Source organism: Aeromonas oralensis (genome assembly GCF_049665575.1).
GTDB classification, from domain to species: domain Bacteria; phylum Pseudomonadota; class Gammaproteobacteria; order Enterobacterales; family Aeromonadaceae; genus Aeromonas; species Aeromonas hydrophila.
The window spans coordinates 4,015,725-4,027,722 of the sequence record NZ_CP187186.1 but is presented as its reverse complement, the minus strand read 5'-3'; the positions used below and the strand labels follow the sequence as shown (position 1 = coordinate 4,027,722).

Below are 11,998 nucleotides of genomic sequence, written 5' to 3'. Positions count from 1 at the left end.
TTTTCTTTAGCTGTCGATAGAGCCAGCGGGCTGGCAATGGAGGTCTACGCGGCTGATTCAGACCTGGGTGTAGATCAGCCCGGTGCTGCGCACCACGTCTTCCCCCTGGCAGCGCAGTTCCAGTTCGCTGGTGTCGCAGGGCTGGCCGTTGTGCTCGATGCAAAATTCGAAGCGGGTACGGGATTTTACCGGAATGTGCTGCGAGTTGGTGGGGGTGGCCTGCCATTGCCACTGCTGCAATACGGCGATGGCGGCGTCGCTGAACTGCGGGTCGCTGCTGTCCAGTACCCGGATCTGTTCGGCCCGTCCCGCCGGATTGATCACGTACTCTAGCGAGCTGCAACCGGTCTGCCCGGCCAGGATGGCCTCTTTGGGGTAGCGGGATTCCATCCGGGTGAGCTGGCTCCACTGGGCGTTCACTTCCTTGAGATCGCTTAAGGGGAGGGAGGTCAGATGGACGCTGTGGGTCTGCTGGCTGCAGCCGGTCAATGCGCACAGGGCGCCCAGCAAAAGAGTGGCTTTCATGTTCGCTTCCCTTCGTTATTGGTATTGCTGGCGGGCCTGGGCCCGCCGCTCGGCAGGGCCATTAATAAAATATTCAGCCACGAATGAAAACCCTTTACCGGCGACAGACCAGAAAAAACCGCCTTTCGGCGGCTTTTTCGGTTTTTTCCCACTCAGTAATAGCCCGCATCGTCCGGGTTGGGCCTGGTCTTGAAGCGGCGGTGCAGCCACATGTACTGCTCTGGCGCCTTGCGCACGGCCGCCTCAATCTCGCGGTTGGCACGGGCCGCATCGACCAGGTCGTCGCCGCTGGGATAGTCGGCGAGCGGCGCACCGATATGCAGGGTGTAACCCTCGCTGGTGCGGATGTTGTAGCAGGGCAGGGTGACGGTGTTCTTCACCCGCGCCAGGGTGGCGGTGCCGGTGATGGTGGCGGCCTGCTCGACCGCGAAGTAGGGCACGAACACGCTGGCATGGCTGCCGTAGTCATGATCCGGCGCATACCAGAGTGCATCCCCGTTGCGCAGCGCCTTGATCATCCCCTTCACGTCCATCCGGTCCACCAGGTATTTGTTGGAGGCGCAGCGACCGTGGTACTGGGCATACTCCAGCACCGGGTTGGTGTTGGGACGATAGACACCGACCCCGGGCCGCACCAGGCCGAAGCAGCGGGCGTTGAGCTCCAGCGTGAGGAAATGGCAGGAGAGCAGCAGCATGCCCTGACCCTTCTCCATGGCGGCGATGACGTGCTCTTCCCCTTCTACCTTCATCAGGTTGCGCATCCGCCAGTCCGGCCAGAACCAGGCCATGCCGACTTCGAAGATGGCGCAGCCCACGCTCTCGAAATTCTGTTTGAGCAGTTTCTCGCGCTCATCCTTGGTCAGCTCCGGCATCGCCAGTTCCAGATTGCGGCGGGCAATCTTGACGCGGGATTTCAACAGCTTGCGGGCCAGACTGCCGAGCTGGCGTCCCAGCCACATCTGGCTGCGCCAGGGCAACAGCACCAGCAGCCAGAGCAGGCTGAGGCCGAACCAGCTGGCCCAGTAGCGGGGATGAAACAGACGGGGTTCGAGGCGGGGAGCATTGTCGTGGGCCATGAAAAGTCTCTTGTTCGCAATCGCCATGCACCGGGCAAGCCCGGTCGAATAAGGAGAGGCGATAAAGGCACGTGGGGATCCTGAGCGGATCGTTTTATTCGCAAGCGGGGATTCTAGCCGAAAAGCGGGGGCGGGGGCGAATGGCTATGTGCTGGTCAGAGGGGCTGATGGTGGTTCACTGGCGTGACGGGAATCGTCACTACCGGTTTCTTTAAATGGAAACCGCAGGTTTGCTTTTTCTCCCTCAAATAAAAGAGTGTGATAAAATCGGCGACTGATTTTTCAGGTTTTGAGAGTCGATACAGATGAAGATCACCCTGCCCGAGTTTGAAAAAGCCCGCGTTCTGGTCGTTGGCGATGTCATGTTGGACCGTTATTGGCATGGCCCCACCGGCCGGATCTCGCCCGAGGCACCGGTGCCCGTGGTCAAGGTTGAACACATTGAGGAGCGCCCGGGTGGCGCCGCCAACGTGGCGCTCAACTCCGCCGCGCTGGGCGCCCACGCCGTGCTGCTGGGGCTGACCGGTCAGGATGAGGCCGCCGATGCCCTGGCTGGCCAGATGGCTGGCGTCAAGGTCGCCTGTGACTTCGTTCGTCTGGCCGACTACCCGACCATCACCAAGCTGCGCGTGCTGTCGCGCAACCAGCAGCTGCTGCGTCTGGACTTTGAAGAGGCCTTCCACGATGTGGACTCCACCCTGCTGATGGGCAAGGTCGAGCAGGCGCTGCCGCACAGCGACGTGATGATCCTCTCCGACTACGGCAAAGGCGCCCTCAACGACGTACCCGGCATGATCCAGCGCGCTCGCGCTGCCGGCATCCCGGTGCTGGTCGATCCCAAGGGGACCGATTTCGAGAAGTACCGCGGTGCCACCCTGCTGACCCCCAACATGTCCGAGTTCGAGGCCGTGGTGGGCAAGGTTAAGAGTGAAGAAGAGCTGGTTGCCAAGGGGTTGGAGCTGGTCAAGCGTTTCGAGCTGGAGGCCCTGCTGGTGACTCGTTCCGAAAACGGCATGACCCTGATCCGCGAAGGCCAACCCGAGCTGCACCTGCCGGCCCAGGCCCACGAGGTGTATGACGTGACCGGTGCCGGTGATACCGTCATCTCCACCCTGGCCACCTCGCTGGCCGCCGGCAAGAGCCTGGACGAAGCCTGTGCCCTGGCCAACACCGCCGCCGGCATCGTGGTCGGCAAGCTGGGGACCTCCACCGTCAGCCCGGTCGAGCTGGCCAACGCCCTCTACACCGAGCAGGAGACCGGCTTTGGCGTCATGTCCGAAGCACAGCTCAAGATTGCCGTGCAGGCCGCCCGTCTGCGTGGCGAGAAAGTGGTGATGACCAACGGCTGCTTCGACATCCTGCACGCCGGTCATGTTTCCTACCTGGCCAATGCCGGCAAGCTGGGGGATCGCCTGATCGTGGCGGTCAACACCGACGAGTCGGTGCGTCGCCTCAAGGGGCCGGGTCGTCCGGTCAACCCGACCGAGCGCCGGATGGCCGTGCTGGCCGCGCTGGGTGCCGTAGACTGGGTGGTGCCCTTCTCCGAGGATACCCCGCAGCGGCTGATCGCCGAGGTGCTGCCGGACCTGCTGGTCAAGGGCGGCGACTACAAGCCGGAAGAGATTGCCGGCTACGCCGAGGTGACCGCCAATGGCGGCGAGGTGCGGGTCCTCAACTTCGAGGATGGCTGCTCCACCAGCGACATCATCAAGACCATCCGCGAACGCAGCTAAGCGCAAAACCCGGCCAAGGCCGGGTTTTTTGATGGGGCTGCCGGGCCGGCGACATGATGTTGCCTGGCAGGCCCTGGCCAACGCACTCCTGGCGGTGAACAGACATGAAAAAGGCGACCCTCTGGTCGCCTTTTTTGTCGTCATGAACCGGATCAGGATTTGTTCTTGGCCTGAGCGGCGGGCATCAGCCCCTGGTTCACGTCTTCCAGATCCTTCTGTTCCAGCGTGCCGGCGGCCTGCTTGAGGGAGAGGATGCTGAGGATGTAGTTGTAGCGGGCCTCGGAGAGCTTCTGCTTGGCCTGGTACAGCTTGCGGGTGGAGTCCAGCACGTCGACGATGGTACGGGTACCCACTTCGTAACCGGCCTCGGTCGCCTTGAGGGCGCTGTCAGCGGAGATGACGGACTGGCCGTAGGCGCGCACCGAGCCAATGCTGGCGTTCACGTTGTTGTAGGAGGAGCGAACCGTGCTCTGCACGTTGCGGAAGCTGCGCTCCAGCTGTTCGCTGGCGGCCACGTAGTTGAACTGGGACTGCTTGACCTGGGAGGTGGTTGCCCCGCCGCTGTAGAGCGGCAGCTTGAAGTTCAGACCGATGTTGGCCTGGTTGGCGTTGCTCTCCGGGTTGCGGATCTCGTCCTTGTAGTCGCTGTAGGTGCTGGAGAGGCCGGCGCCCAGATCCAGGGTCGGCTCATGACCAGTCTTGGCCAGATCGATCTGCTCCTTGGCGATGTCCTTGCCGATGCGGGCACTGTGCAGTTGCAGGTTCTTGTCCAGCGCCAGCTCCAGCCACTTGTCGGAGTTGAACGGAGTCTTCTGCGGACTGAAGCGCTCGGTGTTGAGCACGTCCAGCTGACGGTGGTCGATACCGGTCAGCTCGCGCAGGCTCTCGTAGCTGTTGTCCAGGGTGTTCTCGGCGTTGATCTCGTCCGCCAGCGCCTGATCGCGCTCGGCCTCGGCTTCGTGCACGTCGGTGATGGCGGTCAGGCCCACTTCGAAGCGCTGCTGGGTCTGTTCCAGCTGACGTTCCACTGCGGCCTTGTTGGCGCGCACGAACTCCAGGGTATCCATCGCCTTGAGCACGTCGAAATAGGCCTGGGCGGTACGCAGCATCAGGTTCTGGATTTCGAGGTTGTAGGTCACGTCGGACTGGGTGGCGCTCTTCTCGGTCAGGCTCAGGTTGACCCAGTTGCTGCGGCGGTAAATGGATTGGTCCAGCGACAGGGAACCGGTGGCGTTGCTGTTGGTCTGGGTATCACCCTTGTTCTGCAGGTAGTTCAGACCGGCGCCCAGGTTGATCTGCGGCAAGAGGGCGGCGCGGGATTCGTTGATCTTCTCGAAGGCCTGGTCACGCTTGGCTTTGGATTCCAGCAGCTGGGTGTCCTTGATCTGGGCCTGTTGGTAGATATCGAGCAGGTTTTCGGCATGGGCGCCGGCGCTGACGCCCAGCAACACCATGGCTGACAAGAGTGTTCTTTTCATAGATCGTTTTAACCTTATGTATTAACCCAAAGCTGTCGCTGGATGAAGGAGGGGTATTGTCACTGAGCAAGCTTGATTTCAGCTTAATCACTCTACTATAAGCAAAATTTTATGATAACTGTCTCTTTTCCAGCGACAGGAACGTCAAGAACGAGGGTGAGTTTTCTCCCCCTCGTGCCTAGCCAAATGTCCTGTGGCTGCTAAAATCCATCCCTCATCTCCGACGGGAGCGAGTGAATGAATGTTCATTCATGTTCCCGGATTTTATGGTCTAACCGAGCCAAGTCAAGCTGGCGGGAGTCTCGTATGTCGCAGCAAGCCTTGCCCCAAACCCGTCACTACTCTGCCGATGATGTGAAAATTATCGATAAATCAGCAGGATATAACGGGTTCTTCAAAGTAAACGTCTATCGTCTGCAGCACAGGTTATTTGCAGGGGGCTGGAACGAGCCCATCGTCCGCGAGCTGTTCGAGCGCGGCCATGCCGCCGCCCTGCTGCCCTACGACCCGGTACGCGACCAGATCGTGCTGGTGGAGCAGTTTCGTATCGGCGCCATCGAGACCAGCGCCACCCCCTGGCTGCTGGAGCTGGTGGCCGGCATCATAGACCCGGGCGAGGTCGCTGAAGAGGTGGTGCGGCGCGAAGCAGTGGAAGAGGCGGGCATCGAGGTCGGCCGCTGCGAGCACGCCATCAGCTATCTGGTGAGCCCGGGCGGCAGTACCGAGCGCATCGAGGTCTACGTGGGCGAGGTGGATGCCAGCAAGGCCGAGGGGATCCACGGTCTGGCGGAAGAGGGGGAAGACATCCGGGTCCACGTGGTGAGCCGCGAGCAGGCCTATGCCTGGCTCAAAGAGGGGCGCATCGACAACGCCGCCTCCGTCATCGCCCTGCAGTGGCTGGCTCTCAATCACGGCGAGCTGCGTGCCCGCTGGCTGGCGGGGCGCTGAGGTGGCGCTCGTTCATACCCAGGCCAAGCGCTATGTGCCTGATTTGATGTCCTTGCAGCGTACCTGTGAGGTCAACTACATGACCCTGATGAAACTGCTGCCCCCGGGCGGCAGTGTCGGCGCCGAACGCCGCTATCAGGTGGGCAACGGGCTGCAGTTTCAGCTCACGGTGAGCGAGGAGAGTCGCTTCACCAGCCAGGTGATCCTGGCCCAGCACAACCCGGAATTGCCGAGTTATTTGCAGGCCCGAATAGAGATTCGTTTGTACCATGACGTGCGGATGGCGGAAGTGTGTGCGGCGCAACAGATTTCAAGGTTGCAACCACGTTATGATTATCCCAATAAAAATATGCACCAGCGGGATGAAAAGGAGCAGGTAAACCTGTTTCTGGCCGATTGGCTAAAATTTTGTCTCAGACATGGTACCAGCCTGATAAACATCCTCTAGTTGAACTCATAAAAAGAAGCGTGATTTTGGAAACAGAGCTACCCCAGGCGCAGGACGGCAGTGTGCGCCTGTTGCAAATTACCGACACCCACCTCTTCGCGAGTGCCGAGGGGCGGCTATTGGCCGTGCGCACTGCCGAGAGCCTGGCTGCCGTGCTGGAACGGGTGCAGGCCAATGACCATCCGTTCGATCTGATCCTCGCCACCGGGGATCTCTCCCAGGATCACAGTCCGGAGTCCTACCAGCGGTTCGCCTCCATGATGGCGCCGCTGGCGCGCCCCATCTACTGGCTGCCCGGCAACCACGACGACGGCCCCCTGATGACCGAATACCTGCATGCGGCTGGCATCAGCGAGGCCAAGCAGCTGGTAGGCGAGCACTGGCAGGTGATCCTGCTGGATACCCAGGTGCGCGGCAAACCCCACGGGGTGCTGGGGGATCACCAGCTGGCGGCGCTGGATCAGGCGCTGCGCCAGCATCCCGAGCGTCATGCCCTGATCGCCCTGCATCATCAGGCGGTGCCGGTGGGCTGTGCCTGGCTCGATCAGCACAATCTCAAGAATGCCGACGACCTGTTCGCCGTGCTGGCCCGCCACCCGCAGCAGAAGACCATCCTGTTTGGCCACGTCCACCAGGAGTTCGACGAGGTGCACCGCGGGGTGCGGCTGATCGCCAGCCCCTCCACCTGCATCCAGTTCAAACCGCTCTCTGATGGCTTTGCGCTGGACGAGTCCGGCCCGGGCTGGCGTTACCTCACCCTCTACCCGGATGGCCGCATCGCCAGCCAGGTGTGGCGTCTGCCGGTGGGGCAGTTCGTGCCCGACCCCAATGCCACCGGTTATTGAGGAGCCGTGATGAAGCCCGTACTCCTCTACCTGCACGGTTTCAACTCCTCGCCCGGTTCTGCCAAGGCGCAGCAGATGGCTGCCTGGGTGGCTGAGCACAGACCCGATATCGAGGTGGTGATCCCGGCCCAGCCCAACACGCCTGCGGCGGCCTGGGCGGCCATCGAGCAGACCGTTGTCGATCTGCAGAGCCGTTATGGCAACGAATTCAAACTTGGCGCCGTGGGCAGCTCCCTCGGCGGCTTTATGGCGACCCGGATCAGCGAGCGATACGGCTGTCGCGCCGCCCTGATCAATCCAGCGGTGCGCCCGCACGAGCTGCTCTGCGACTACCTCGGCCCCCAGACCAACCCCTACACGGGGGAGCAGTATCAACTGCTGCCTGAACACATGGATGAGCTGCGGGCGCTGGCGGTACCGGTGAGCGCCCCCGAGCGACTCTGGGTGCTGCAACAGCAGGAAGACGAGGTGCTCGACTACCGCAAGGCGCTGGACGAATACCGCTTTGCCCGCCTCTCGCTGGAGTGCGGCGGCGACCACGCCTTCGTGGCGTTCGAGCGCTACCCCGCCCAGATCGTCCGTTTCCTCGGGCTCTAGCCATGCAGCCGCCGTTGGCCACCTTTCTGGAACAGGTGCTGGCCACGGCGCAGGCCGGGCTCACCTACTCCAAAGATCCCTTCGACATTGGCCGCTTCGAGGCGCTGCGAGCGGCCACGGTGGCGCTCATCGCCAGCCAGAGCGAGCTGGCACCGGAAGCCATCAGCGACTGGATCGCCCTCGATCGCGGTTATCCCACCCCCAAGCTCGATGTGCGGGCCTTCATTCAGAACGATGCGGGCCATATCCTGCTGGTACAGGAGCGCAGCGACGACTTCTGGACTCTGCCGGGCGGCTGGTGCGATATCGGTGACTCGCCGGCGGGGGCCGTGGTGCGCGAAGTGGTGGAAGAGACCGGCCTGGCGTGTCGGGCCGTGCAGCTGCTGGCGCTGTTCGACAAGCTAAAACATCCTCATCCACCCCAGCTGCCCCACGCTTACAAGGCGTTCTTCCTGTGCGAGGTAACCGGCGGCCAGCTGCTGGGCGAAACCGATGAAACCAAAGGGGCGGGGTACTTCCCCATCGACGACTTGCCCCCGCTCTCCCGCCATCGGGTGGTGGCGTCCCAGCTGCGCACCCTGCATGACCATCTGCTGCAGGGGCGGCGAGATACCCTGTTTGATTGATTGGCTCGGAACCTGAACCTGTCTGCAAGGAGGCAGCATGAGCAAGCGTATCGGCAATACCCCCATTCAGGAGCGGCACAAAGCCAGCTGCCACTGCGGCGCCGTGGTGCTGGAGCTGACCCTGCCGGATGGCGTGGTGGATCCGCGCCGCTGCGACTGCTCGTTCTGCCGACGCCGGGGCGCCATCGTCGCCTCGGTGCCGCTGTCCGGCATCCGCATCCTGCAAGGGGAGGATGTGCTGAGCTGCTACCAGTTCAATACCCGCACCGCCAAACACTACTTCTGCAGCATCTGCGGCATCTATACCCACCATCAGCGCCGCTCCAATCCGGCCCAGTATGGTTACAACCTCGCCTGCCTCGAAGGCGTCAATCCGTTCGAGCTGGGCGAGGTGCCGCTGCTCGACGGCATCAACCATCCGGCGGATCGGCTGGTCTGACCGGCAGGGTCTCATCTGCTCCTGTAGCGCCCTGCGGGGCTGTGATAGTCTTGCCAGACCCGCCGCATGGCGGGCCGTGAGTCCGCATTATCTCGCTTGCCAACAGGGAGCCCGCTTGTGACAACTTCAGCACTGCCGGATCTGATCCTGGGCGCCTCTCTCTACTTTCCGCCGCTGTTCAAGGCGGTGCTGCTCGGCCTGCTGGGCTGGCTGCCGGTGCACCACCTGCTGCGTGACTGGCTCTACGGCGGGGATGTCTGGCATCCCCTGCTGATGGATCTCTCCCTGTTTATCCTCTCCGTCAGCGGCGCCCTATGGATATTGCTACATGGCTAAATCACCCCTCGCGACCCTCAAATACTTCTCTACCCTGCTGGTCTGCGCGCTGGCGCTGGCGGCGGGCTGGTGGCTGTGGAACTACTACATGCAGGGGCCCTGGACCCGGGATGGCAAGGTGCGCGCCGAGCTGGTCAGCATCACCCCCGAGGTGTCGGGCAAGATCATCAAGATAGCGGTGAAAGACAACCAGCTGGTCAAGGCGGGGGAGGAGATCTTTACCCTGGATCCCGAGCCCTACCGGATTGCGCTGGACAACGCCCAGGCTGCGCTGGCCAAGGCCAAATCGGATCTCGACAAGGCGGAGCATGAGGCGAGCCGGCGCAGCGGCCTGTCGCGCAGCGTCATCTCCGCTGAGGCGGTGGACGAGGCCCGCCTCAATGCCCAGGCGATGAAGGCGGCCTACCAGGTAGCCCAGGCCAATCTGGAGCAGGCCAGATGGTCGCTGGCCAAGACCCGGGTGCATGCCGCGAGCGACGGTTACATCACCAACCTGCAGACCCGGGTCGGCAACTATGCCAGCGCCGGCGTACCGCTGGTGGCGCTGGTGGATACTCACTCCTTCTATGTGCAGGGTTACTTTGAAGAGACCAAGCTTGGCCACATAGTGCCGGGCAAACCGGCCGAAGTGGTGCTCTACAGCGGTGAACAGCGGTTGCGCGGCGAGGTGGAGAGCATAGGACGCGCCATCCACGATCAGAGCGTCGATGGCGGCAACGGCCTGCTGATCGACGTCAAACCCAACGTGCCCTGGGTACGGCTGGCCCAGCGGGTGCCGGTGCGGATCAAGCTGCTGGATGTGCCGGCGGACGTGACGCTGATCGCCGGTACCACCTGCACCATCACCATTGGCGAGTAGGGTGAGCGAGTCATTCTGGCTGCGAACCCCCTGGGGGAAGGCGACAGGGGGGCTGTGGCGCTATGCCCTGCGCAATGCGCTGGCCATGTGCCTGTCGCTCTGGCTGGCCTTCGTGCTGCAGCTCGACTCCCCCTACTGGGCGATGAGCTCGGCTGCCGTGGTGAGTTTTCCCACCGTGGGCGGGGTGATCAGCAAGAGTCTGGGGCGGGTGGTTGGCAGCCTGATGGGGGCGATGGCGGCGGTGGTGATCACCGGTCTTGGCTTCAGCGATCCCTGGCTGTTCAGCTTCCTTATCGCCCTCTGGCTGGGCTTGTGTACCTACATATCCAACCACTATCAGAACAACGTCTCCTATGCCTTCGCCCTCGGCGGTTACACCGCCGCCATCATCGCCTTCTCCTGCGTCAATGTGGCGGATCCCCACCATATCTTCGATATTGCTCAGGCGCGGGTGAGCGAGGTGATCATCGGCATCCTCTGCGGCGGTCTGATGATGATGGTCCTGCCCAGCACCTCGGACAGCGAAACCCTGCTTGAATCCCTGCGCAAGAGCCAAGCCCGCCTGCTGGAGCATGCCCAGCTGCTCTGGCTGGGGGAGATGACGCCCGAGGTGCGCAGCTCCCACGAAGGGTTGATCGGCCAGATCCTCACCATGAACGTGCTGCGTATTCAGGCGGTCTGGAGCCATCACCGGCTGCGGCGCCACAACCGGCTGCTCAACTTCCTGCTCCATCGCCAGCTGCGGCTCATCAGCCTTATCTCCAGCCAGCGGCGCATGCTGCACAACTGGCCGGAACAACCGGAAGGCATTCAGGCGCTGCTCGCCATCCTGCTGACCGAGCTTGGCAAACCGGAGTGCGACAAGTATCGGGTTGCGAGGTTGCTGGCTCCCCTGATGCCGACCGGCGAGCATGATTACCGGCTGCGCACCTTTTTGCTGCGGCTGCGCCACTTCTGCTGGAGCTATCTGGAGTGTCAGCGCTGGCTCGACCGGTTGACCCGCTACGACGATCAGGAGTGGCCGGCGCCACCCCGTCACACCTCCCTCACCAGCCATACCGACACGCTGGAGGCCGCCTACAACGGCGGGCGCACCTTCCTCTGCGTGCTGCTCGGCTGCACCTTCTGGATCAACAGTCAATGGGATGCGGGCAGCTCGGCGCTCACCATGCTCTCCATCTGCTGCGTGCTCTACTCGGCGACCCCGGCCCCGGCTCAGGGGGCTAACACCATGCTCAGGGCGATCCTGCTGCTCAGCCTCATCTGCTTTGCGGTCAAGTTTGGCCTGATGATCCGCATCGACGACTTCTGGATCTTCTGCCTCTTGCTCTTTCCGGCGCTGCTCACCATGCAGCTCTGCAAACAACAGCAGGTGCGGCAGGCGGGCCTCTGGGGCCAGATGATCGTGCTGCTCGGCTCGTTTCTCGCCATCACCAATCCGCCCAGCTATGACTATCAGCAGTTCATCAACAGCAGCCTCGCCCAGATGCTGGGGGTGATGAGCGCCGCGCTGGCGTTTCAGCTGCTGCGACCCAGCTCGGATCGGCGCAAGAGCCGCCGGATTATCCGCTCCCTGCGCCGCCACTTCATGGATCAACTGGAGCCGGCTCCGCGCCAGAGCGAGAGCCAGTTCGAGTCGCTCATCTACCACTGCATCAGCCAGCTCGGTCAGAGTCAGGATCAGACCGCCCGCCTCTGGGTGCTGCGCTGGGGCGTGGTGCTGCTCAACTGCAGCCATATCGTCTGGCAGCTGCGCCAGTGGCGCGGTGACGAACACCCTCTCTATCTGGTACGCGACAACTGCATCCGTTGCCTGAAGGGGATCCTCACCGAGCAGGGAGTGCAGCACGCCTCCCTCGACCGCACGCTGGCTGAGCTGCAGCGGATCAGTCAGGGGCTGGCCAACCATGGCGATGGCTCGGCGCGAGAGCTGGCCGGCATGGTGTGGCGGCTGCAAAGCTCGCTCTCCCAGCTGCAACAGGCGCTGCCGGGCCCTGCCGAGGGGAGCTGAAATAGCCTCCGGAGGGGCACAATCCCCTCCGGATCACCCTTTCCCGCAGCCAAGTTTGTCCAATACCCTCCCAACGA

At 62.7% G+C, this 11,998-nt stretch carries 13 protein-coding genes; 10 read left to right on the top strand and 3 right to left on the bottom strand.

Annotated elements, in window-relative coordinates:
* Window positions 1–57 precede the first annotated feature (57 nt).
* Both ACPDZI_RS18800 and lpxL read right to left on the bottom strand, forming a co-directional pair.
* Entirely contained in the window at window positions 58–525 is a 468-nt protein-coding gene (locus ACPDZI_RS18800) for an energy transducer TonB (protein ID WP_016352092.1), read from the bottom strand.
* 152 nt (window positions 526–677) lie between these two features.
* Complete coding sequence (gene lpxL, locus ACPDZI_RS18795; protein WP_043127102.1) at window positions 678–1,601, bottom strand: LpxL/LpxP family Kdo(2)-lipid IV(A) lauroyl/palmitoleoyl acyltransferase; 924 nt, start codon at window positions 1,599–1,601, stop codon at window positions 678–680.
* A 305-nt stretch (window positions 1,602–1,906) separates the two neighbouring features.
* Between lpxL and hldE the strand changes: the two genes are divergently transcribed.
* A complete protein-coding gene (gene hldE / locus ACPDZI_RS18790) occupies window positions 1,907–3,334 on the top strand; it encodes a bifunctional D-glycero-beta-D-manno-heptose-7-phosphate kinase/D-glycero-beta-D-manno-heptose 1-phosphate adenylyltransferase HldE (protein ID WP_438833614.1) in 1,428 nt (475 codons plus the stop codon).
* Between the two features lie 152 nt (window positions 3,335–3,486).
* Here the strand turns inward: hldE and tolC are convergent, their stop codons facing one another.
* Window positions 3,487–4,812 (bottom strand): outer membrane channel protein TolC, encoded by a 1,326-nt coding sequence (tolC, locus tag ACPDZI_RS18785; RefSeq protein ID WP_029302135.1) that lies wholly within the window; start codon window positions 4,810–4,812, stop codon window positions 3,487–3,489.
* A 306-nt stretch (window positions 4,813–5,118) separates the two neighbouring features.
* On the opposite strand from tolC, the gene nudF reads away from it, so the two are divergent.
* From nudF to ACPDZI_RS18740, 9 genes are all read left to right on the top strand, one after another.
* A complete protein-coding gene (gene nudF / locus ACPDZI_RS18780; protein WP_016352088.1) occupies window positions 5,119–5,760 on the top strand; it encodes an ADP-ribose diphosphatase in 642 nt (213 codons plus the stop codon).
* Between the two features lie 46 nt (window positions 5,761–5,806).
* Entirely contained in the window at window positions 5,807–6,208 is a 402-nt protein-coding gene (locus ACPDZI_RS18775) for a DUF1249 domain-containing protein (protein WP_198426826.1), read from the top strand.
* A 26-nt stretch (window positions 6,209–6,234) separates the two neighbouring features.
* Window positions 6,235–7,053 (top strand): 3',5'-cyclic-AMP phosphodiesterase, encoded by an 819-nt coding sequence (cpdA, locus tag ACPDZI_RS18770; protein WP_011707475.1) that lies wholly within the window; start codon window positions 6,235–6,237, stop codon window positions 7,051–7,053.
* 9 nt (window positions 7,054–7,062) lie between these two features.
* Window positions 7,063–7,650, top strand: coding sequence for a YqiA/YcfP family alpha/beta fold hydrolase (locus tag ACPDZI_RS18765; RefSeq protein WP_438833613.1), 588 nt, complete (start codon window positions 7,063–7,065; stop codon window positions 7,648–7,650).
* A gap of 2 nt (window positions 7,651–7,652) precedes the next feature.
* The gene (locus ACPDZI_RS18760) at window positions 7,653–8,276 is read left to right on the top strand and encodes an NUDIX hydrolase (protein ID WP_263679778.1); all 624 of its coding nucleotides are present in this window, start codon (window positions 7,653–7,655) and stop codon (window positions 8,274–8,276) included.
* Window positions 8,277–8,313: 37 nt separating this feature from the next.
* Window positions 8,314–8,715 carry a GFA family protein gene (locus ACPDZI_RS18755; protein WP_438833612.1) on the top strand — a complete coding sequence of 134 codons (402 nt, stop codon included), beginning with the start codon at window positions 8,314–8,316 and terminating at the stop codon, window positions 8,713–8,715.
* Between the two features lie 66 nt (window positions 8,716–8,781).
* Complete coding sequence (locus ACPDZI_RS18750; RefSeq protein ID WP_438833611.1) at window positions 8,782–9,051, top strand: DUF1656 domain-containing protein; 270 nt, start codon at window positions 8,782–8,784, stop codon at window positions 9,049–9,051.
* Window positions 9,044–9,910, top strand: coding sequence for an efflux RND transporter periplasmic adaptor subunit (locus ACPDZI_RS18745; protein ID WP_438833610.1), 867 nt, complete (start codon window positions 9,044–9,046; stop codon window positions 9,908–9,910). Before ACPDZI_RS18750 ends, ACPDZI_RS18745 begins: the two co-directional genes overlap by 8 nt.
* Window position 9,911: 1 nt before the next feature.
* Window positions 9,912–11,921, top strand: coding sequence for an FUSC family protein (locus ACPDZI_RS18740; RefSeq protein ID WP_438833609.1), 2,010 nt, complete (start codon window positions 9,912–9,914; stop codon window positions 11,919–11,921).
* Window positions 11,922–11,998 lie beyond the last annotated feature (77 nt).

Coding starts and splice junctions, on each gene's coding strand:
- ACPDZI_RS18800 (WP_016352092.1), bottom strand. CDS start 525: ATGAAAGCCACTCTTTTGCTGGGCGCCCTGTGCGCATTGACCGGCTGC.
- lpxL (WP_043127102.1), bottom strand. CDS start 1,601: ATGGCCCACGACAATGCTCCCCGCCTCGAACCCCGTCTGTTTCATCCC.
- hldE (WP_438833614.1), top strand. CDS start 1,907: ATGAAGATCACCCTGCCCGAGTTTGAAAAAGCCCGCGTTCTGGTCGTT.
- tolC (WP_029302135.1), bottom strand. CDS start 4,812: ATGAAAAGAACACTCTTGTCAGCCATGGTGTTGCTGGGCGTCAGCGCC.
- nudF (WP_016352088.1), top strand. CDS start 5,119: ATGTCGCAGCAAGCCTTGCCCCAAACCCGTCACTACTCTGCCGATGAT.
- ACPDZI_RS18775 (WP_198426826.1), top strand. CDS start 5,807: ATGTCCTTGCAGCGTACCTGTGAGGTCAACTACATGACCCTGATGAAA.
- ACPDZI_RS18765 (WP_438833613.1), top strand. CDS start 7,063: ATGAAGCCCGTACTCCTCTACCTGCACGGTTTCAACTCCTCGCCCGGT.
- ACPDZI_RS18760 (WP_263679778.1), top strand. CDS start 7,653: ATGCAGCCGCCGTTGGCCACCTTTCTGGAACAGGTGCTGGCCACGGCG.
- ACPDZI_RS18755 (WP_438833612.1), top strand. CDS start 8,314: ATGAGCAAGCGTATCGGCAATACCCCCATTCAGGAGCGGCACAAAGCC.
- ACPDZI_RS18750 (WP_438833611.1), top strand. CDS start 8,782: ATGGCGGGCCGTGAGTCCGCATTATCTCGCTTGCCAACAGGGAGCCCG.
- ACPDZI_RS18745 (WP_438833610.1), top strand. CDS start 9,044: ATGGCTAAATCACCCCTCGCGACCCTCAAATACTTCTCTACCCTGCTG.